The sequence below is a fragment of the Streptomyces sp. NPDC051740 genome (genome assembly GCF_044453165.1).
GTDB classification, from domain to species: domain Bacteria; phylum Actinomycetota; class Actinomycetes; order Streptomycetales; family Streptomycetaceae; genus Streptomyces; species Streptomyces atrovirens.
This window is the reverse complement of record NZ_JBITCL010000003.1, coordinates 185,026-205,162: the sequence shown is the minus strand read 5'-3', so window position 1 is coordinate 205,162 and position 20,137 is coordinate 185,026. Positions and strand designations below refer to the sequence as shown.

General features: G+C 74.1%; 13 protein-coding genes and 2 pseudogenes. 10 read left to right on the top strand and 5 right to left on the bottom strand.

Features of this window, described 5'->3' with window-relative positions:
• Positions 1–37: 37 nt before the first annotated feature.
• Positions 38–2,659, bottom strand: coding sequence for a SpoIIE family protein phosphatase (locus ACIA6T_RS06660; RefSeq protein WP_399445455.1), 2,622 nt, complete (start codon positions 2,657–2,659; stop codon positions 38–40).
• Between the two features lie 132 nt (positions 2,660–2,791).
• Here ACIA6T_RS06660 and ACIA6T_RS06655 point away from each other — a divergent pair, with 132 nt between their 5' ends.
• The 3 genes from ACIA6T_RS06655 to ACIA6T_RS06645 are packed head-to-tail and all read left to right on the top strand — an operon-like array spanning position 2,792 to position 5,369.
• Positions 2,792–3,889, top strand: a complete 1,098-nt coding sequence (locus tag ACIA6T_RS06655) for an AI-2E family transporter (RefSeq protein ID WP_399445454.1) — start codon at positions 2,792–2,794, stop codon at positions 3,887–3,889.
• A 39-nt stretch (positions 3,890–3,928) separates the two neighbouring features.
• On the top strand, positions 3,929–5,152 hold the full coding sequence (locus ACIA6T_RS06650; protein ID WP_399445453.1) for a cysteine desulfurase-like protein: 1,224 nt from the start codon (positions 3,929–3,931) through the stop codon (positions 5,150–5,152).
• Entirely contained in the window at positions 5,145–5,369 is a 225-nt protein-coding gene (locus tag ACIA6T_RS06645) for a DUF1990 family protein (RefSeq protein WP_399445452.1), read from the top strand. The genes ACIA6T_RS06650 and ACIA6T_RS06645 overlap by 8 nt, the downstream gene beginning before the upstream one ends.
• Before the next feature lie 393 nt (positions 5,370–5,762).
• On the opposite strand, the gene ACIA6T_RS06640 is transcribed toward ACIA6T_RS06645, so the two are convergent.
• Positions 5,763–7,679: an AMP-dependent synthetase/ligase gene (locus ACIA6T_RS06640; protein WP_399445451.1), complete on the bottom strand. Its 1,917-nt coding sequence runs from the start codon at positions 7,677–7,679 to the stop codon at positions 5,763–5,765.
• Between the two features lie 84 nt (positions 7,680–7,763).
• The gene (locus ACIA6T_RS06635) at positions 7,764–9,338 is read right to left on the bottom strand and encodes a von Willebrand factor type A domain-containing protein (RefSeq protein ID WP_399445450.1); all 1,575 of its coding nucleotides are present in this window, start codon (positions 9,336–9,338) and stop codon (positions 7,764–7,766) included.
• Positions 9,339–9,672: 334 nt separating this feature from the next.
• Here ACIA6T_RS06635 and ACIA6T_RS06630 point away from each other — a divergent pair, with 334 nt between their 5' ends.
• The 4 genes from ACIA6T_RS06630 (at position 9,673) to ACIA6T_RS06615 (ending at position 14,986) form a co-directional block, all read left to right on the top strand.
• Complete coding sequence (locus ACIA6T_RS06630; protein ID WP_399445449.1) at positions 9,673–10,437, top strand: ABC transporter ATP-binding protein; 765 nt, start codon at positions 9,673–9,675, stop codon at positions 10,435–10,437.
• A gap of 3 nt (positions 10,438–10,440) precedes the next feature.
• Positions 10,441–12,963: an FtsX-like permease family protein gene (locus ACIA6T_RS06625; RefSeq protein ID WP_399445447.1), complete on the top strand. Its 2,523-nt coding sequence runs from the start codon at positions 10,441–10,443 to the stop codon at positions 12,961–12,963.
• A 107-nt stretch (positions 12,964–13,070) separates the two neighbouring features.
• The gene (locus ACIA6T_RS06620; protein WP_399445446.1) at positions 13,071–14,339 is read left to right on the top strand and encodes a sensor histidine kinase; all 1,269 of its coding nucleotides are present in this window, start codon (positions 13,071–13,073) and stop codon (positions 14,337–14,339) included.
• Complete coding sequence (locus tag ACIA6T_RS06615) at positions 14,327–14,986, top strand: response regulator (RefSeq protein WP_399445445.1); 660 nt, start codon at positions 14,327–14,329, stop codon at positions 14,984–14,986. The genes ACIA6T_RS06620 and ACIA6T_RS06615 overlap by 13 nt, the downstream gene beginning before the upstream one ends.
• Positions 14,987–15,118: 132 nt before the next feature.
• On the opposite strand, the pseudogene ACIA6T_RS06610 reads toward ACIA6T_RS06615, so the two are convergent.
• A pseudogene (locus ACIA6T_RS06610) lies at positions 15,119–15,463 on the bottom strand (NAD(P)H-dependent oxidoreductase); the annotation flags it as partial.
• On the opposite strand from ACIA6T_RS06610, the pseudogene ACIA6T_RS06605 reads away from it, so the two are divergent.
• Positions 15,460–15,606, top strand: a pseudogene (locus ACIA6T_RS06605) (winged helix-turn-helix transcriptional regulator); the annotation flags it as partial. The pseudogenes ACIA6T_RS06610 and ACIA6T_RS06605 sit on opposite strands and share 4 nt — an antisense overlap.
• Before the next feature lie 18 nt (positions 15,607–15,624).
• Here ACIA6T_RS06605 and ACIA6T_RS06600 read toward each other — a convergent pair.
• Complete coding sequence (locus tag ACIA6T_RS06600; RefSeq protein WP_399445444.1) at positions 15,625–16,170, bottom strand: DoxX family protein; 546 nt, start codon at positions 16,168–16,170, stop codon at positions 15,625–15,627.
• Positions 16,171–16,297: 127 nt separating this feature from the next.
• Here ACIA6T_RS06600 and ACIA6T_RS06595 point away from each other — a divergent pair, with 127 nt between their 5' ends.
• Together ACIA6T_RS06595 and ACIA6T_RS06590 are read left to right on the top strand one after the other, a co-directional pair.
• Entirely contained in the window at positions 16,298–16,624 is a 327-nt protein-coding gene (locus ACIA6T_RS06595) for a nuclear transport factor 2 family protein (RefSeq protein WP_399445443.1), read from the top strand.
• A 110-nt stretch (positions 16,625–16,734) separates the two neighbouring features.
• Positions 16,735–20,109: a pyruvate carboxylase gene (locus tag ACIA6T_RS06590; RefSeq protein WP_399445442.1), complete on the top strand. Its 3,375-nt coding sequence runs from the start codon at positions 16,735–16,737 to the stop codon at positions 20,107–20,109.
• Positions 20,110–20,137 lie beyond the last annotated feature (28 nt).

Below are 20,137 nucleotides of genomic sequence, written 5' to 3'. Positions count from 1 at the left end.
CGGACGCGCCGCCCACCGGACCACCGAAGGACGGCGGTCAGCGCGGCGGTACGGGCCGCACGGCCAGGACGGCGATGTCGTCGTCGCTGTCGGCGCCCAGCCCGATGAGCAACTCGTCGCAGAGCACGTCGAGCGGCTCCCGGGCCAGCGCCGCGACATGCCGGCGGAGCCGCTCCATGGCGTCGTCCAGGTGCTCTCCCCGGCGTTCGATCAGTCCGTCGGTGTACAGCAGCACCGTCGCATGCGCCGGAATCGCGTCCCGGGCCCGGGGACGGGACACCCGCGGGTCCACCCCGAGCAGCAGCCCCGAGCCGTCCTCCAGGTAGCGGGTGCGGCCGTCCGGTTCGACGAGCAGCGGCGGCGGATGCCCGGCGGAGGAGTGCACCAGCTCCCAGGGGCCGTCCTCGTGGCCCTTGACCAGAGCGTAGATACAGGTGGCGGTGGACTCGCGGTAGAGGCTGTGGTTCGCCATGTCCAGACGGTGCAGAACGGTCTCGGGCGGCTCCTGACGGTCCACGGCGATGCCCCGCAGCATGCTGCGCAACTGGCTCATGGCGATGGCCGCGTCCAGGTTGTGCCCGGTGACGTCGCCGATGACCAGCGCCGTGTCCCCGTCGGGCAGGACGAAGCAGTCGTACCAGTCACCGCCGACCTGCGCGGTGGCGGAGGAGGAGGCGTAGCGGGCGGCCAGCCGCAGATGACCGACCTCCGGCAGCCTCGGCAGCAGCGACCGCTGGAGACGTTCGGCGATGTTGCGCGTCTCCTGGTAGAGACGGAGGTTGTCCACGCCCAGGGCGAGACTGCGCACCAGGTCGTGGACCAGCGGCAGATCCTCTTCCGTGAACGGCGCCTCCCGTCCGCGGCGGGCCACCGTGAGGGCGCCGATGATCTGTCTGCGGGCCCGCAGCGGGGCGACGACCGCGCTGTCCGCGCCCATGGTCCGGAACAGCCCCAGGTAGTGGGCGTCCAGGGCGCTCGCGACCTGGCTGGGCGACGGCGGCCCGGTGAGCAGCAGCGGGCCCGCCCCGCGCAGCGCACGGGCCAGGGGCCCGCGGGCGGCGTCGGACACCGGGGGGAGCCGGCCCTCGTACTCCTCGGGCCAGGGACCGCGGGGCGAGCGGTGGGTGAGGGAGACCCGCTCCACCTGGCCGCTCTCCGTGAACAGGTCCACCGCGCACCAGTCGGCCAGCCGCCGGGTGATGATCCGGCCCACCCGCTCCAGACCCTCCTCCAGGTACGGGGCGTTGCTCAGCGCGGCCGCGGTGTCGGCCAGCAGCGACAGCCGCTCCAGCGCGGACCGGTCCGCGTCCCGGCCGGGGTCACCGGTGGCCGGCGGGGGCAGCCGCTCCGGCTCCTCCCGTGTCATGGACCGGACGCGGCCGGGCAGGTCCGTGGAGGGGCCGGGAACCGCCGCCCGCGGGGCGAGCTGGGCGACGAAGACGGTACGGCCGTCGGCCGTCTCCTGCGGCTGGATGAACAGCCGTACGGGGACCAGCCGGCCGTCGCGGTGCAGTGCGGGCAGCGGCACCGAGCGGCCCAGGATCCGGGGCTGCCCGCTGAGCATCAGGGACGTGAACGCCGCGACGTGCCGTCCGCGGAGGTGTTCCGGGACGAGTGTGGTGAGCGGACGCCCGACGAGATCGTCCACGTGCCAGCCGAGCAGATCCGCCGCCGGCCCGTTCGCCGCGATGATCCGGTTCCGCTCGTCGGCGGCGATCGTCGGAGTCCTGCTCGCCCGCACCTGCCCGGCGTCCCACGCCACCATTTCCGAGGGACTGGTGCCCGGCTTCCCGGGCACCACCGTCCACGCCGTGGGGTGCGCCCCGGCCAGCTGTCCGACGATCTGGTCGAACAGCCACTGGTGGAAGAGACGCTGCCGCGGCAGCGCCGGGAGCGTCAGCAGGCGCTCCTCACGGGCGCCCTCCTCGGCCAGGTCGAGCACCGCGCGCAGGGTCTGCACCGACGGCTCGGCGTCCGGCGGCACCGACAGGGGCAGTGAGCGGATCGCCTGCCCGGAGGGCTCCCGCCGCAGCGCGGCCGTCACGGACGCGCTGATCAGCTGGCTCACGTCCAGCGCGACGGCCAGGTCCTCCGGGGGCACACCGAGATCGTGGCCGGCGGCGACGGCCAGGGTCACCTCGCGCAGCAGGGCGTGCCGGTGCTGCTGGGCCGCCGCGTAGAGCGGCGCCGGCACGTCGAGCAGCGTCACCGTCGTTCCCGGGACGGAGGGTGCCGCGGCGGACTCCCAGTCGTCCGGGCGCCGGGGCGGCCCCTCGGGCCGCAGCTCGAACCACACCGTCTTGCCCCCGGCACCGGTCTCGACGCCCTGCCGGGACGACAGCCGGGCGACCAGCGGCAGACCCTGTCCCGTACCGGCGTAGGGCGGGCATCCGTGCACCACGAGCCCGCGGTCCGGCCGGCGGTCGCCGACCCGCACATGGACCGTGCCGTCGTCGACACGGGCCGTCACCTCGGCCTCGGTGCGGGCGTGCAGGACGACATTGGTGACCAGCTCACTGACCAGCAGCTGAGCCGTGTCCACCAGGTCCGGTGCGGCACCGCCGAGGGCGGCCCGCACGAACCGACGGGCCTCCGCCACGCTCTTCGGCGCCGGGGGGAACCGACGCGACGGTGTCCCGCGGGCATCGAGGTCGGCCATGACCTCAGTCTGCCTCACCGGCCCCGGCCGTCCCCGGCCGACACGGTGGAACCCCGCCGGACGTCCTCCCGGGCGGATCCCGGGCGGGTCCCGGGTGATCACCGTGACCGGCGGGCCCCATAAGGTGCCCCCATGTCTGCCACGTTGAACGCGGGGAGAACCCGCGCCGCGCTGCGCACGTCGGCGCGTGTCTCCGGTGAGCTGCTGCTGGTCCTGGTCGCGGCGGCGGTGGTGCTGTGGGTGCTGGGCCGGATGTGGTCGGTGATCTGGCCCCTGATAATCGGCCTCCTCCTCACCACGCTCACCTGGCCCCCGACCCGTTTCCTGCGCCGGCGCGGGTTGGCCCCCGCGCTCGCCGCGTCCCTGGTGACCGTGCTGTTCCTGCTGCTGGCCGCGGGCACCGTGGCGCTGATCGCGGTGCCCGTGGCGTCGGAGTCCGGCGAGCTGGCCGACGGGGTCGTCGAGGGCGTCGAGAGGCTGCGCGAATGGGCCGCCGGGCCGCCGCTGAACATCGACGACGCCCAGATCGCCGGCGCCTTCGACACCGCGACCGCCCGCATCCAGGACAGCGCCGGGGCCATCGCCACCACCGCCGTCACCGGTGTGAGCACCGTCTTCAGCGGTGTGGTCACGGCCGTACTGGCCCTCTTCCTGATGTTCTTCTTCCTCAAGGACGGCCCGCGCTTCCTGCCGTGGCTCGGCCGGCAGCTCCCCGGCCGGCTCGCCACGGACGTGCCCGCCGTCGCCGAGCGGTGCTGGCTCACCCTGGGCTCGTTCGTACGGTCCCAGGCGCTCGTCGGCCTGATCGACGCCGTACTGATCGGTCTGGGCCTGTGGATCCTGGACGTCCCCCTGGTGCTGCCGCTGTCGGTGCTGACCTTCGTGTCCGCGTTCGTGCCCATCGTGGGCGCCCTGTTCGCCGGCTTCGTCGCGGTGCTGATCGCGCTGGTGTCCAACGGCCTGACGGACGCGCTGCTCGTGCTGGCCGTCATCGTCGTGGTGCAGCAGCTCGAGGGCAACGTGTTCCAGCCCATGATCCAGAGCCGCGGTCTCGGACTGCACGCGGCGGTCGTCCTGCTGGCGGTGACGCTCGGCGGCGGCCTCTCCGGCATCGTCGGCAGCCTGCTCGCCGTACCGGTGGCCGCGCTGATCGCGGTCGTCTGGAACTATCTGCGCGAACAGCTCTCCGACCCGCCGCCCTCGCCGCGGGCCGACGGCTCGTCCGCCTGACCGGCACGCCCACCTTCCGCACCGACAGGAGGCCCCCCCGTGACGTACGACCTCACCGCACTGCGCACCCGGATTCCCGCGCTGGCCGTCGGCACCGCGCACTTCGACGGCCCCGGCGGCACCCAGACGCCGCTGCCCGTCATCGAGGCGATCGCCGCCACGCTGTCCCGGCCGCTCTCGGTCCGCGGCGACGGCCTGCCCGGCGAGCGCAACGCCGAGACCGTCGTCGTCGAGGCCCGGCGCGCCATGGCCGACCTCCTGGGCGCCGACCCGGCGGGCATCGTCTTCGGCCGCAGCGCCACCCAGCTCACCTACGACTTCTCCCGCACCCTCGCCGCGACCTGGTCACCGGGCGACGAGGTGGTCGTCACCCGGCTGGACCACGACGCCAACATCCGCCCCTGGGTGCAGGCGGCCGAGCGGACCGGCAGCACCGTCCGCCGGGCGGACTTCGACCCGGCCACCGGCGAACTGACCGCCGACGACATCCGCGCCGTGGTTTCCGGCCGCACCCGGCTGGTGGCCGTCACCGCGGCCTCCAACCTGATCGGCACGATGCCCCCGATCGCCGAGATCGCGCGGATCACGCACGAGGCGGGCGCCCTGCTGTACGTCGACGGCGTGCACTACGCCGCACACGCCCCGGTCGACATCGAGGCGCTCGGCGCGGACTTCCTCGTCTGCTCCCCGTACAAGTTCCTCGGCCCCCACCACGGCGTCCTGGCCGCCCGCCCCGAACTCCTGGAGACACTGCGCCCGGACAAACTGCTGCCCTCCACGGACGTGGTGCCCGAGCGCTTCGAACTGGGCACGCTGCCCTACGAGTTCCTCGCGGGCACCCGTGCGGCGGTCGACTTCCTGGCCGGGCTGGGCGCCGGGCCGGGCGGCAGCCGCCGTGAACGGCTCACCTCGGCGTTCGAGGCGATCGAGGAACACGAGGGCGTCCTGCGCGACCGCCTGGAGAAGGGCCTGGCGGCCCTCCCCGGCGTCACCGTCCACTCCCGCGCGGCCCGGCGCACCCCGACCCTGCTGATCACCTTCGACGGCCGCTCCACCACGGACGCCTACCGCTTCCTGGCGGAACGCGGAGTCCACGCACCCAGCGGCAGCTTCTACGCGCTGGAGGCGTCCCACCGCCTCGGCCTCGGCGACACCGGCGGCCTCCGCGTCGGTCTGGCCCCCTACACCAGCGGCGAGGACGTCGACCGGCTGCTGACGGGTCTGTCCGGCTTCCTGGAGCGGAGGACGGACGCACATGGGTGAGGACGACGGTCTCACCTACGGCCCCCGCGGCGCCACCGCCCCGCAGGTCCCGCTCCGGTCCGCGTCCCCGTCCGGGTTCCGCCGGTACGAGAGGACCGTGAGGATCGGACGGGGAGAGGACGCCTGGAACACCGCCAGGGAGGCGGTGCTGCGGTGGGAGGTCAGACGGCGCAGCGGTTTCGCCGTGGCCGGGATGACGGCGGCCAGGTCCTGCTGACCCTGCGTTCCCTGACCCGGGCGGCGCCGGCGGGCCCCTGGCGCCCGCTCTTCCCCGTTCTCCTGCTGGCACAGCTCCACGTCGGCGGGTGCTGTCGAACGTTTGCCCAGTGCTCCACCCTTCAGGGCGGAGGTGAAGGGTATCTGCCCATGGCGGCCCGGAAGGCCGCGGAAACCGGGCTAGGAACGCTCTGCCGGACAACGGAGTTGCCCGGCCTACCGCCGGACGGGCGGAAAGTCAGGTCTGCGGAGGCCAGGTAAGTCGGACCCTCGACCGGTCGGCAGAGGCCCGTGAAACAGGAACCCACGGTGGTACTGCGGAGCGGTACGGACCGGAATCACCCGCCCTGGGGCGGGTGAGGGCGTCAACTCCGTGTCCTGCGGGACCCGGGGGTCAGGAGTACAGGGCCGCGATCTCGTCCGCGTAGGCCTCCTGCGCCGCCTGCCGCCTGACCTTGAGGGACGGAGTCAGGAGGCCGTTCTCCTCGGTGAACTCGCCCTCGACCAGGCTGAAGGCACGGATGGACTCCGCGCGGGAGACGGCCTCGTTGGCGTAGTCGACGGCCTTCTGCACGTCGGCGCGCATCCGCGGGTCGCGGACCACCTCGGACATCGGGGTGCCGGCGGGCAGTCCGCGCACCGCCAGCCAGTGGGCGACCGTCTCGGGGTCGAGGGTGATCAGCGCGGCCACGAAGGGGCGGTTGTCGCCGACGACGAGGCACTGGCCGACGGGCGGGCGGCTGCGCAGCCGGTCCTCCAGGACGGCCGGGGAGACGTTCTTGCCCCCGGAGGTGACGAGGATGTCCTTCTTGCGGCCGGTGATGGTCAGATAGCCGTCCGCGTCGAGGGAGCCGAGGTCGCCGGTGGCGAACCAGCCGTCGTCGAGCGCCTCGTCGGTGGCGGCCGGGTCGTTCCAGTACGACCCGAAGACGATGCCGCCCTTGATCCGCACCTCGCCGTCGTCGGCGATGCGGACCGCGGTGCCGGGGACCGGGAGGCCGACCGTGCCGGGGCGGGGGCCCAGCGGCGGGACGACGGTGGCGGCGGCGGTGGTCTCGGTCAGGCCGTAGCCCTCGTAGACCATGATCCCGGCCGCGTAGAAGAAGAGGTTGAGGTCCCGCTCCAGCGGGGAGCCGCCGCTGATGGCGTAGCGCACCCGCCCGCCGAGTTCCTTGCGGACCCGGCGGTAGACCAGCAGGTCGTACAGGGCCCACGCGGCGTACAGCCCCGGGCCGGGGCCCTTGCCGCGGCCCAGGAACTTGTCGAGGTGGGCCTCGCCGAAGCGGACGGCGACGCGGTGGGCGCGTTCGAAGGAGGCGCCCCGGCCGATCTTCTCGGCGGTGGCCCGGCCGGTGTCGTGGATCTTCTCGAAGAGGTAGGGCACACCGACCAGGAACGTCGGGCGGAACGCCTTGAGCGCGGGCCGGAGTTCGTCGGGCTTGATGCTCGGGCAGTGGCCGGTCTCGATACGGGCGAGCAGGCAGGCGATCTGGATGGTGCGGCCGAGGACGTGGGCGAGCGGGAGGAAGAGCAGGGTCGAGGCGACCTGGCCGGTGACCTCCTTGAAGACGGGGTGCAGCAGTTCGACCGTGTTGGCGGCCTCGGCGTACAGGTTGGCGTGGGTGAGGACGCAGCCCTTGGGACGCCCGGTGGTGCCGGAGGTGTAGCAGACGGTCGCGACGGTGTCGGGGGTCAGGGCCGTACGGCGCTCGGTGACCTCCTCGTCGGGGACGTCCCGGCCGAGCGCGGTGAGTTCGGCGAGGGCGTCCGTGTCCAGTTCCCACACGCGCGGGGGCTCCGGGTGGGCGGCGGTGCCGGCGGCGACGGCTGCCGTGTTCTGCGCGGTCTCCGTGACGACGTACCGGGCGCCGGAGTCACGGACGATCCACTCCACCTGCTCCGCCGAGGAGGTGGGGTAGACCGGCACGACCAGGCCGCCGGCGGACCAGACCGCGAAGTCCAGGACCGTCCACTCGTAGCGCGTACGGGACATCACGGCGACCCGGTCGCCCGGTTCCAGCCCGGCGGCGATCAGCCCCTTGGCCACGGCGGTGACCTCCCGGGCGAAGGCCGCCGCCGTCACCGGGCGCCAGGTGCCGTGCTCCTCGCGCCGCAGCACCACCGCGTCGGGGGCCTCGGCCGCGTTGGTGAACGGGATGTCGGCCGTGCTGCCGGTGGTCCGCCGCGGGGCCAGGGCCGCCGTACTGGCCTCACGCACGACGCCGTGTCCGTCCCTGACGGTCTCGGCCCCGGTCCGGCTCGCCGGACCCGCGCGTCGTATCGCCCGTTTCAGATCCCTGCGTACGCCCATGACGGCTCCCGGTCGCGGCTGATGCTCTCGTGCTGGTGCTGTCGTACTTACTTACTCTGGAGTCAACTTACCCGTGCGTAAGAATCAGTCAATGGGCGGGGGTCGGTCCAGTCGGTTCGCCGCGCGGATCGCCTCCGCCAGCCCGCGGATGTCCTCGTCCTCCGTCCGCTCCGCCAGGTCGCCCGCGCGCTCGGAGAGTTCACCGAGTCCGGGGGCGCCCGGCAGCGCGCCGTAGCGGTGGTCGGAGGAGCGCAGGGCGTCGGCGAAGTAGGCCGCGGTCGCGGTGACCGTCAGACCGCGCCGCGCGCTCCACACGGAACCGGCGAGACCGTCGGCCTCCAGGTCGCCCGACTCCTCGTGCGGGGTGCGGCTGTCGGGGTCGAGCCAGCGCACGGTGGCCGTGGCGAGGTGGCCCTCCGCCCCGGGCCGGGTGCGCACGGCGTACAGGGCGGTCACGGTGTGGCCGGGGCCGACCTCGCCGCCGTCCACGCGGTCGTCACGGAAGTCCTCGTCGGCGACCCGCCGGTTGTCGTAGCCGACGAGCCGGAACTCGGCGACCGTCTCAGGGTCGAAGGCGACCTGCGCCTTGGCGTCACGGGCCGTCAGCTCGATGTTGCGGGGCAACTGCTCGCAGAACACCTCGCGGGCGTCCTCCTCGCCGGACACGTACACCGTGTGGCCGTCGCCCTCGTCGGCGAGCTCTTCCATGAGTTCGTCGCCGTAGTCGCTGCCGACACCGACGCCGAACAGGGTGATGCCGTACTCGCGGCGGGACTCCGTGACGCGTTCGAGGATCGCGTCGGCGTCCGTGTCACCGGTGTTGGCGAGGGCGTCCGAGACGAGCACGACCCGGTTGGTCGCGCCCTCGCGCAGCCCTTCGACGGCGGTCTCGTACCCGGTCTCGACACCCGCCCCGAGGTTGGTGGAGTCGGTCGGCTCCAGGCTGTCGACGGCGTCGTGGACCTCGCCCCGGTTGCCGCCGAGCCGGGTCATCGGCAGGACGGTCTCGGCCTCGTCGCTGAAGGTGACGACGGCCACCGAGCCGTCGTCGCGCAGTCGGTCCGTCATGGTCGCGAGGGAGTCCCGCGCGAGGTCGAGGCGGCCCGGTTCCGCCATCGAACCCGAGATGTCGATGACGAACGTCAGGGCGGCGGGCGGGCGTTCACCGTCCGGATCGGCGGCCCTGGTGGCCAGGCCGACCCGGACCAGCGACCAGTCCTCCTCTTCCGTGCGGGCGCCGTCCACGGTGACCGTGAAGCCGTCGCCGCCGGGACGCCCGTAGTCCTGCCGGAAGCTGTTGACGAACTCCTCGGGACGGACGGTCGACGGATCCGGCAGCCGGCCCTCGGCGAGGGTGCGGCGGGCATAGCCGTACGAGGCGGTGTCGACGTCCAGCGCGAAGGTCGACAGGTTGCCGGGATCGGGGGCGACCTCGCGGGAGTCCTGCTCGCCCTCGCCCCGTTCGCCGTCGTACCGCCCTCCCGGGCCCCGGTCGGGGGCGGGCGGCGGCGCCGAGCCGTCACCCCCGCGGTCGTAGGAGGCGTCGCTCGCCCTGGAGCCGCTGTCACTCCCCGGGCCGCAGCCGCCGGCCAGCAGGCAGCTCGCCGCCGCGAGCGCGAGCAGCGCTCCGGCCGGCCGCCGTGTCCCGTGCCACTTCATCGTCCGTGTCCCCTCGGTCGGTTGACGTCGACTTCAGCGACTGTGACGGCGCGACGGGCCGGAACGTGCGGTACGGAGCGTTGCAGGTGAGTCTCGAAGAGGGCACGGAGCGGGCCCGCCGAGACCGGTAGGTGATCTTCCGTTGACCTGCGGTCCCACCTCCTCGCCGCCGAAACCCCGCCGGGCCTGGGTGAACGGCGCGACCACGGACGTCATGCCGGGTGGTAGTGCCTGCACCACCATCGTCCGGTCACTGGCTGCATGGTCGGCGGCCCCCACGCCTCCTACCGTCGTTCGGGTACCGCAACGAGCCACCCCCGGAAGGCGCCCCACCATGTCACTGACCCCGGCCGACGTCGCCGTCGGCCTCGACCATGTGCACAAGACGTACGGCGGTGACCAGCCGGTCGTGGCGCTGGACGACGTGAGCGCCGTGTTCACGCGCGGCACGGCGACCGCCGTGATGGGACCGTCCGGATCGGGCAAGAGCACCCTGCTGCACTGCGCGGCCGGACTGGACCGGCCGGACTCGGGGACGGTACGGATCGGTGCCACCGACCTGTCGTCGATGTCCGAGAAGCGGCTGACCGAACTGCGCCGCGACCGGGTCGGTTTCGTGTTCCAGGCGTTCAACCTGGTGGGCGCGCTGAACGTCGAGCAGAACATCCTGCTGCCCTCCCGGCTCTCGGGCCGGCGGCCCGACCCGGCGTGGGTGGCCGAGGTGATCGGGAGGGTCGGACTGGGCGACCGGCTGCGGCACCGGCCCGCGCAGCTCTCCGGCGGCCAGCAGCAGCGCGTCGCCGTCGCCCGTGCGCTCGTCACCCGCCCCGAGGTGATCTTCTGCGACGAACCCACCGGAGCCCTGGACACCCGGACCGCCGCCGACGTCCTCGCCCTGCTGCGGTCGGTGGTCGACCGGTTCGGGCAGACCGTCGTCATGGTGACCCACGACCCGGTCGCCGCGTCCTACGCCGACCGCGTGCTGGTCCTCGCCGACGGGCGGATCGTACGGGACATGGCACAGCCCGGCGCCGAGCGGATCGCCGGACACCTGGCACTGCTCGGCCGCCGGCAGCCCGTCGCGAGCCGGGAGGGCTGAGCCGTGCTCCACCTGGCCGCGCGGACGGTGCGCTTCCGCAAGGGCGGCTTCGTCGCCACGTTCGTCGCGCTCGCCGCCGGCGTCGCCGTCCTGATGACCTGCGCCCTGCTCGTGGAGTCCGGATGGCGCCACAAGGGTCAGCCAGGGCGTTATGACGCCACGCTCGCCGTCGTCGCCGACCGGGACCTGAGGGTGGCCACGACGATGTTCGGCGAGACCGAGTACACCACCATCGCGCTTCCCGAACGCGGCAGCGTCCCAGGGAAGTTGACCGACGAGCTGACCGAAGTACCCGGCGTGGCGCGTGCGGTGGGCGACCGTGTGATCCCGGTCACCACGACGGTGGCCCCGGACCTGCCGGTCACGGGGCACGGCTGGGCGAGCGCCGCCCTCGCCCCGTACCGGCTGGTGGCCGGTGAACCCCCGCGCGCCGACGGGGAGATCGCCGTCGACGCCCGGCTCGCCGACGGCCGCGGGATCGCCCCCGGCGGCACCATCGGCGTCGTCACCGGGGGAGAGAGCCGGCCCTACCGGGTGAGCGGCGTGGTCGAGACCGACGGCGCGCCGGGGGAGGCGGCGCTGTTCTTCACCGACACGCGGGCCGCCCGCCTCGACCCCCACCCGGACCGCTTCGACGCCATCGGCGTCCTCACCGAACCGGACGCCGACCGCTCGGCCGTACTCGCCGGAGTGCGCCGGGTGGCGGACGGCGCGGACGCGACGACGTACACCGGTGACGAACGCGGACTGGCCGCCCGGCCCGAGGCCGCCGCCGCACGGGCCTTCACCCTCCAGGCCGGCGGCGCGTTCGCCGGGTACGCCGCGATGATCATCGTCTTCGTCGTCGCCGGGACCGTCGGCCTGTCGGTACGGCACCGGCGCCGCGACCTCGCCCTGCTGCGCGCCGTCGCGGCCACCCCGGGCCAGGTACGGCGGATGCTCCTCGCGGAGGTGGGCCTGCTCGGCCTGGGCGCCGCCGCCGTGGGTGTCCCGGCCGGACTGCTCGCCACGCGGTACATCCGCGGCGAACTGGTGTCCCGGGAGTTCGTACCCGAAGGGTTCACCGTCCGGGGCGGGCCGCTGTCCGCCGCGGCCGTGACCGTGGCCGTCGCCGCCGTGGCACTCCTGGCCGCCTGGATCGCCGCACTGCGCGTCACCCGGATCAAGCCCACCGAGGCGCTCGGGGAAGCGGCCGTCGAGCGCGGCCCAGGCGGCAGGGCGCGCCTGGTGAGCGGCCTGGTGTGCCTCGCCGTCGCGGTGTCCCTGACCGGTCTCACCAGTGCCACCGGCGGCCAGACCGCGCTGGGTGCCGCGATGGGCATGCTCTGCACGTTCGTCCTCGGGGCCGCACTCCTCGCGCCCTGGATCAACCAGGCCGCGGCCCGGTTCCTCGGACCCGTGCTGCGGGCGGTGTGGGGCGACAGCGGCCACCTCGCCGCCGCGAACCTGCGGGCCAACGCCCGGGGCACGGTCGCCGTACTGACCGCGCTGGTGCTCTCCGTCGGCTTCGGCGGCACCGTCTGGTTCCTGCAGGACAACCTCCAGCGGCAGACCGTCGTCCAGAGCCGCGACGGCACCCTCGCCCAGCACGCGCTGACCGCCGCCGCCGGCCTGCCCGCCTCCGCCACGGCCGAGGCCCGCCGCGTCCCCGGCGTGCTCGCCGCGACCGGGGTGCGCCGCACCTCGGTCGTCGTGCCGGGCGGGCTCGAGGCACGGACCGTGGCCGCCCAGGGCATCGACCCTGAGGGCGTGGAACGGACGCTGGATCTCGACGTCCGGTCGGGCAGCCTCGCCGAGCTGCGCGAAGGCACAGTGGCCGTGTCCACCGCACAGGCGGACGCCGCCGGATGGCACCTCGGGGACGAGGCCGGACTGTGGCTCGGCGACGGCACACCCGTCACCCTGCGCGTCGTCGCCCTGTACGAACGCGGCTGGGGCTTCGGCGACGTCACCCTCCACACGAAGACCCTCGCCGGGCACACCGTCACCGGACTCGACGACCAGGTGCTCGTCCGCACGGCACCGGGCACGGACACCGGAGCCGCCCTGGCCGATCTGGCCGGCCGGTATCCGGCCGCCGCGGTGGTCGACACCGGCCGGCTCACCGGCGACATCGCCCAGGACCTGGCCGTCAGCGGCTGGCTGAACAAGCTGCTCACCGCCGTCCTGGTCGGCTACGCGGTCCTGGCCGCCGCCAACACGCTCGTCATGGCCGCCCTGGCCCGGGCCCGGGAACTCGCCCTGCTGCGCCTGGTCGGCGTCACCCGCCGTCAGGTGAAGCGGATGGTGCACGCCGAACAGGCCGGCCTGCTGGGCGTGGCGCTCGTCATCGGCGGAGCGATCGCGGCCGTCACCCTGACCTCGGTCGTCAACGCCGTGGCCGGGCAGCGCGTGCCCCACGTTCCGGCCGCCGGCTGGGTTGTCGTCGTCGGCGGCACCGTCACCCTGGCGCTCGTCGCCACGGTGCTCCCCGTCGGCCGGCTCCTGCGCACCCCTCCGGTCGAGGGCATCGGCATCCGCGAGTGAGCACGCCGCGCCGGTCCCGGAGCGCTTTCGGCCCCGTACCACTGGGCGGATGGCCCGGCGGGCCCGGGACCCGGTGCCCTATCCTCCGCGCCTGGGAGGTGTGGGCGATGGCGACTCACGACGGGGCGGCGGCCGGACGGCCGGGGCGTCCAGGGGCCGTGCCGGCCCGTGCGCGGGCCGCGCTGGACGCCCTGGAACACCTCGTCGGCGGGATGGGCACCGGACTGCTGGCGCTGCTCGCGACGCTGTGGCTGGCCCTGACGGCGGTGGCCTGCCTGGCCGGTGTGGGCCTGTCGCTGCTGCCGTCCGCCCTGCACGCGGTGCGGGCCGTCGCCGACCGGGAGCGGGCCCGGCTGTCCCGGTGGGGACCGGAGATCATCGGCCCCGCGGAGCCGCCGGCCGGGCTCCGGGCGGCGCTCGCGGACCGCGCGGTGCGCCGTGAGGCGCGCTGGGTGTGCACGCACGCCCTCTTCGGGCTGCTCCTCGGACTGATCGGGGCGACGCTGCCGCTGAACGCGGCGCACGACATCACCTTCCCGCTGTACTGGCGCCTCCTGCCGGAGAGCGAGTCCACCGCGGCCCTGGGCTGGTGGACCGTGCGGGACTGGCCCGGCGCCCTGTCCGTCACCCTGTTCGGCGTGCTGTTCGTCGCCGTCATCGTGCTCTGCGCCCCCGCGCTCGCCCGGCTCCAGGCCTGGCCCGGACGGCGGCTGCTCGGCCCGGACCCCGGAACCGACCTCGTCCTGCGGGTCGCCGAACTCACCGCCACCAGGGCCGCCGCACTCGACGCCCACGCCACCGAACTGCGCCGCGTCGAGCGGGCGTTGCACGACGGGACACAGAACCGGATCGTCGCGGTCACCGTGCTGCTCGGCGCGGCCCGCCGCGCCCTGGCCCGCAACCCCGCCGAGGCCGACGCCGTCCTCGAACGTGCCCAGGAGGCCGCCGAACAGGCGCTGGCCGAACTGCGGGCGGTCGTCCGCTCCATCCTCCCGCCGGTCCTGGCCGACCGCAGTCTGCCCGACGCCCTCACCGCCCTGGCGGCCGACTGCCCGGTGCCCTGCCGCGTCGACACCGACGTGCCAGGGCGGTGCGCGGCGTCGGTGGAGGCGACGGCGTACTTCGTGGTCGCCGAGGCCCTCAGCAACATCGCCAAGCACAGCGGCGCCCGTGACGCCGGTGTCGTCGTGCGCCGCCTGGGCGACCGGCTGCATGTGGAGATCCACGACGACGGCCGCGGCGGAGCGGACGAGCGGAACGGGTCCGGACTCACCGGCATCCGCCGACGCACCGAGGCGCACGACGGAACACTGGAACTGGCCAGCCCTCCCGGCGGCCCCACCACCCTGAAGGTGACCCTGCCATGCGGATCGTGATCGCCGAGGACGACGCCCTGCTGCGCGAGGGGCTGGCACTGCTGCTGCGCGCCGAGTCCCTGGACGTGGTGGCCACGGCCGAGGACCCCGGCACCTTCCTGGCCGCCGTGGACGCGGAGAAGCCGGACGTCGCCATCGTCGACGTCCGGATGCCGCCCACCCACACCGACGAGGGGATCACCGCCGCCGTGGAGGCCCGGCGGCGCCGCCCCGAACTCGCCGTCCTCGTCCTGTCCGCCTACGTCGAGCAGGCCTTCGCCACCGACCTGCTCGCCCAGGGCAGCGCCCGGCTCGGCTATCTGCTCAAGGAACGGGTCGGCCGGGTCGAGGAGTTCCTCGACGCGCTGCACCGGGTGGCGGACGGCGGCACCGCCATCGACCCCGAGGTCGTCGCCCAGCTGCTCACCCGCAGCCGCCCGGACGCCCGGCTGCGGCGGCTCAGCCCGCGCGAACGGGATGTGCTCGCCCTGATGGCCGAGGGGCTGGGCAACGCGGCCATCGCCGAACGGCTCGTCGTCAGCGACGGTGCCGTCCACAAACACATCCGCAGCATCTTCGCCAAGCTGGACCTGGCGCCGACCGACCGCACGGACCGCCGGGTCGCGGCCGTGCTGCACTACCTGGAGGACGCCCGGCGCCGGTCCTGAGCCGGTGGACCCGGCCCGGTGGACCCGGCCCGGTGGACCCGGCCCGGTGGACCCGGCCCGGCGGACCCGGCCCGGTGGACCCGGCCCGGTGGACCCGGCCCGGTGGGCCGTGCGCCGCCGGCCGCCGCCGGGTTACGCCGCCAGCCGCTCGGCGAGGGACTTGGCCCTGATGGCCGCGTCCTGGTGGGCGCGCTCCCGGGAGCTCTCGAAGAGCGGGATCAGCTCGGCCATCGCCGGGTTCTGCGCGGCCATGGTCAGCTCCGGGACGATGAAGTCGAGGTCGAGGCCGAGGAAGTCGACCAGCACCGCCCGCAGGTAGTTCTGGACGTACTCGTAGCCCTCGCGCGGGGTGCCCGGCGCGTAGGAGCCGCCGCGACTGGCGATCACGGTGACCGGGGTGCCCTTGACGGAGGGGTTCTCGCCCGCGGTGCGGCCCATCAGGACCACGCTGTCCAGCCACGCCTTGAGCGTGGAAGGTCGACGAGGGACCACCGCTGCGGGTCACCTACCGTCTGACGGAGTCGGGCGCGGCGCTGGGACCCGCGCTCAAGGAACTCGGCAAGTGGGCCGAGACGCATCTGCCCGAGGGCGGTCCCTGTGCGGAGCCGACGGGCTGCTGAGGCCGCAGGCCCGTCGGACTACTCCTCGAACAGCGCCTCCTGCTCGCCCTCCTTGGCCTTCCGCAGCCGCCGGACGCGCGCCCCCACCGTCATCGTCGTGGCCGCCGCGGTCACCGCGAAGGCCACCGGGATCATCCAGTTCCGGTTGACCGCGTGGCCGAGGGCGTGGTCCAGGGAGAGCCGGCCGGGACCCGTGACGGCGAGTCCGGCGGCCGTCAGGCCCAGGGACGCGGCGTACTCGAAGCCGCCCTCCTGGTTGAAGAAGCCGTTGGGCGCGTGCACGGCGGACGCGCCCGCCATCGCGCCGGCCGCCGCGGCGCCCGCCGCCGGGGTGGCCAGACCGAGCGCGAGCAGCACACCCCCGCCGGCCTCGGCGAGGCCCGCCGCCGTGGCGCTCGCCCTGCCGGGCACATAGCCGATGGACTCCATGAACTGACCGGTGCCCTCGAGGCCGCCCCCGCCGAACCAGCCGAACAGCTTCTGCGCGCCGTGCGCCGCGAGCACCCCGCCCGTTCCCAGCCGGAGCAGCAGCAGGCCCAGATCACGTCGGTCGTAACAGGTCACGTCGTCTCCCGGAGCAGTGGCTTGGCCCGACCACCGTCGCACCCCCACCACCGGCCCGGCGCGCCACCGGTCGCCGTTCGGGTGACGCGGGTGGCGGGCCCCGGCGGCCGGTACGACGCTGGCAGACATGACGATTCAGAGCACCCGTCTCAGCGACCCCGCCGTCCGCGCCTTCGTCACAGCCGTCAACAACCACGACCGGGACGGTTTCCTGTCGCTGCTGGCGCCCGACGCGACCATGGCGGACGACGGTTCCGAGCGTGACCTCACCGAGTGGATCGACCGGGAGATCTTCTCCTCCCACGGGCATCTGGAGGTCGACAACGAGTCCGGCGGCGGTCGTCGCCTCCTCGCCCGCCACAGCAACGACACCTGGGGCGAGATGCGCACCCGGTGGTCCTTCACCGTCGACGACGACGGCCGCATCTCCCGCTTCGAGACCGGTCAGGCCTGACCCGGGCGTCCCGCCCCGGCCGCCCGGTGTGAGTGGCCCGGCTCACATGGCGTCCCGGACCTGCCGCCGACACGATGGTCCTTGTCACCGGCAGGCTGAAGGGATCGAGCATGTTCCGCAAGGTGCTGGTCGCCAACCGCGGCGAGATCGCGATCCGGGCGTTCCGCGCGGGCTACGAACTGGGCGCCCGAACCGTCGCCGTCTTCCCGCACGAGGACCGCAACTCGCTGCACCGCCTGAAGGCGGACGAGGCGTACGAGATCGGCGAACCGGGACATCCGGTGCGGGCCTACCTCTCCGTCGAGGAGATCGTCCGCGCCGCGCGCCGCGCGGACGCCGACGCCGTCTACCCGGGCTACGGATTCCTGTCCGAGAATCCCGGACTCGCCAAGGCCTGCGAAGAGGCCGGCATCACCTTCGTCGGACCCGGCGCCCGGATCCTGGAACTGACCGGGAACAAGGCCCGTGCGGTGGCCGCCGCCCGCGAGGCCGGGGTGCCCGTGCTCGGCTCCTCGGCGCCCTCCACCGACGTCGACGAACTCGTCCGCGCCGCCGACGGCATCGGCTTCCCCGTGTTCGTCAAGGCGGTCGCCGGCGGCGGCGGGCGCGGCATGCGCCGCGTCGAGGACCCCACCCAGCTCAGGGAGGCCATCGAGGCGGCCTCCCGGGAGGCGGCGTCCGCGTTCGGCGATCCCACGGTGTTCCTGGAGAAGGCCGTCGTCGAACCCCGCCACATCGAGGTGCAGATCCTCGCCGACGGACAGGGCGACGTCATCCACCTGTTCGAGCGGGACTGCTCGGTGCAGCGCCGCCACCAGAAGGTGATCGAACTCGCGCCCGCCCCGAACCTCGACCCCGCGCTGCGCGACCGCATCTGCGCCGACGCCGTGAACTTCGCCCGGCAGATCGGCTACCGCAACGCCGGCACGGTGGAGTTCCTCCTCGACCGGGACGGCAACCACGTCTTCATCGAGATGAACCCGCGCATCCAGGTCGAGCACACGGTCACCGAGGAGGTCACCGACGTCGACCTGGTGCAGGCACAGCTGCGCATCGCCGCCGGCGAGACCCTCGCCGACCTCGGGCTCTCGCAGGAGACCGTCACCCTGCGCGGCGCCGCGCTGCAGTGCCGCATCACCACCGAGGACCCCGCCAACGGCTTCCGCCCGGACACCGGCCGGATCAGCGCCTACCGCTCGCCCGGCGGCTCCGGCATCCGTCTGGACGGCGGAACCACCCACGCCGGTACGGAGATCAGCGCCCACTTCGACTCGATGCTGGTGAAACTCACCTGCCGGGGCCGGGACTTCGGCGCCGCGGTGGGCCGGGCCCGGCGCGCGGTGGCGGAGTTCCGCATCCGCGGCGTCGCCACCAACATCCCCTTCCTGCAGGCGGTCCTGGACGATCCGGACTTCCAGGCCGGACGCGTCACCACGTCGTTCATCGAGCGGCGCCCGGAGCTGCTCACCGCCCGCCACTCCGCCGACCGCGGCACCAAGCTGCTCACCTACCTCGCCGACGTCACGGTGAACAAGCCGCACGGCGAGCGGCCCCAGCTCGTCGACCCGCTCACCAAGCTGCCGCCGCTGCCCGCCGGCGAACCGCCGGCCGGCTCCCGGCAGCGGCTCGCCGAACTCGGCCCCGACGGCTTCGCCCGACGGCTGCGCGACTCGCCGGTCACCGGCGTCACCGACACCACCTTCCGCGACGCCCACCAGTCGCTGCTCGCCACCCGCGTCCGCACCAAGGACCTGCTCGCCGTCGCCCCCGTGGTGGCGCGCACCCTACCCGGGCTGCTCTCCCTGGAGTGCTGGGGCGGCGCCACGTACGACGTCGCCCTGCGCTTCCTCGCCGAGGACCCGTGGGAGCGGCTGGCCGCCCTGCGGGAGGCCGTGCCCAACATCTGCCTCCAGATGCTGCTGCGCGGCCGCAACACCGTCGGCTACACCCCGTACCCGACCGAGGTGACCGACGCCTTCGTGCAGGAGGCGGCGGCGACCGGCATCGACATCTTCCGCATCTTCGACGCGCTGAACGACGTCTCCCGGATGCGGCCCGCCATCGACGCCGTACGCGGGACCGGCACGGCCGTCGCCGAGGTGGCCCTGTGCTACACCGCCGACCTGTCCGACCCGTCCGAGCGGCTCTACACCCTGGACTACTACCTGCGCCTGGCCGAGCAGATCGTGGAGGCGGGCGCGCACGTCCTGGCCGTCAAGGACATGGCCGGACTGCTGCGGGCCCCCGCCGCGGCGACCCTGGTGTCGGCCCTGCGCCGCGAGTTCGACCTGCCGGTCCACCTGCACACCCACGACACCGCCGGCGGCCAGCTCGCCACCTACCTCGCCGCGGTCCAGGCCGGCGCGGACGCGGTCGACGGAGCCGTGGCCTCCATGGCGGGCACCACCTCCCAGCCCTCCCTGTCGGCGATCGTCGCCGCGACCGACCACTCCGGGCGCCCCACCGGCCTGGACCTGACGGCCGTCGGCGACCTGGAGCCCTACTGGGAGAGCGTCCGCAAGGTCTACGCCCCCTTCGAGGCGGGCCTGGCCTCGCCGACCGGCCGCGTCTACCACCACGAGATCCCCGGCGGGCAGCTCTCCAACCTGCGCACCCAGGCGATCGCGCTGGGTCTCGGCGACCGCTTCGAGGACATCGAGGCGATGTACGCCGCCGCCGACCGGATGCTCGGCCGTCCGGTGAAGGTCACCCCCTCGTCGAAGGTGGTCGGCGACCTGGCCCTGCACCTGGTGGGCGCGGGCGTCTCCCCGGAGGACTTCGAGGAGGAGCCCGGCCGGTTCGACATCCCGGACTCCGTCATCGGCTTCCTGCGCGGCGAACTGGGCACCCCGCCCGGCGGCTGGCCCGAGCCGTTCCGCAGCAAGGCCCTGCGGGGCCGCGCCGAACCCAAGCCGGTCCGGGAACTGACCGCCGACGACCGCGCCGGTCTGGTGAAGGACCGCCGGCCGACCCTCAACCGGCTCCTCTTCCCCGGACCCACCCGGGAGTTCGAGACGCACCGCCAGTCCTTCGGCGACACCAGCGTCCTGGACAGCAAGGACTTCTTCTACGGGCTGCGCCCCGGCACGGAGTACCGCGTCGACCTCGATCCCGGTGTGCGGCTGCTCATCGAGCTGCAGGCGGTGGGCGACGCCGACGAGCGGGGCATGCGCACCGTGATGTCCACCCTGAACGGCCAGTTGCGGCCGATCCAGGTCCGCGACCGGGCGGCGGCCTCCGACGTCCCGGTCACCGAGAAGGCCGACCGCGCCAACTCCGGCCATGTCGCGGCCCCGTTCGCCGGTGTGGTGACCCTCGCGGTCGCCGAGGGCGACGAGGTGGCGGCCGGCGCCACGGTGGCCACGATCGAGGCGATGAAGATGGAGGCGGCGATCACCGCCCCGAGGTCCGGCACGGTCGCCCGGCTGGCCATCAACCGGATCCAGCAGGTGGAGGGCGGTGACCTGCTGGTGGAACTCGGCTGAGCCGGGAGCCGGGAGCCGGGAGCCGGGA

Excerpts from the sequence above, each read along its gene's own strand:
- ACIA6T_RS06660 (WP_399445455.1), bottom strand. The coding sequence starts at position 2,659 with ATGGCCGACCTCGATGCCCGCGGGACACCGTCGCGTCGGTTCCCCCCG.
- ACIA6T_RS06655 (WP_399445454.1), top strand. The coding sequence starts at position 2,792 with ATGTCTGCCACGTTGAACGCGGGGAGAACCCGCGCCGCGCTGCGCACG.
- ACIA6T_RS06645 (WP_399445452.1), top strand. The coding sequence starts at position 5,145 with ATGGGTGAGGACGACGGTCTCACCTACGGCCCCCGCGGCGCCACCGCC.
- ACIA6T_RS06640 (WP_399445451.1), bottom strand. The coding sequence starts at position 7,679 with ATGGGCGTACGCAGGGATCTGAAACGGGCGATACGACGCGCGGGTCCG.
- ACIA6T_RS06635 (WP_399445450.1), bottom strand. The coding sequence starts at position 9,338 with ATGAAGTGGCACGGGACACGGCGGCCGGCCGGAGCGCTGCTCGCGCTC.
- ACIA6T_RS06630 (WP_399445449.1), top strand. The coding sequence starts at position 9,673 with ATGTCACTGACCCCGGCCGACGTCGCCGTCGGCCTCGACCATGTGCAC.
- ACIA6T_RS06620 (WP_399445446.1), top strand. The coding sequence starts at position 13,071 with ATGGCGACTCACGACGGGGCGGCGGCCGGACGGCCGGGGCGTCCAGGG.
- ACIA6T_RS06615 (WP_399445445.1), top strand. The coding sequence starts at position 14,327 with ATGCGGATCGTGATCGCCGAGGACGACGCCCTGCTGCGCGAGGGGCTG.
- ACIA6T_RS06595 (WP_399445443.1), top strand. The coding sequence starts at position 16,298 with ATGACGATTCAGAGCACCCGTCTCAGCGACCCCGCCGTCCGCGCCTTC.
- ACIA6T_RS06590 (WP_399445442.1), top strand. The coding sequence starts at position 16,735 with ATGTTCCGCAAGGTGCTGGTCGCCAACCGCGGCGAGATCGCGATCCGG.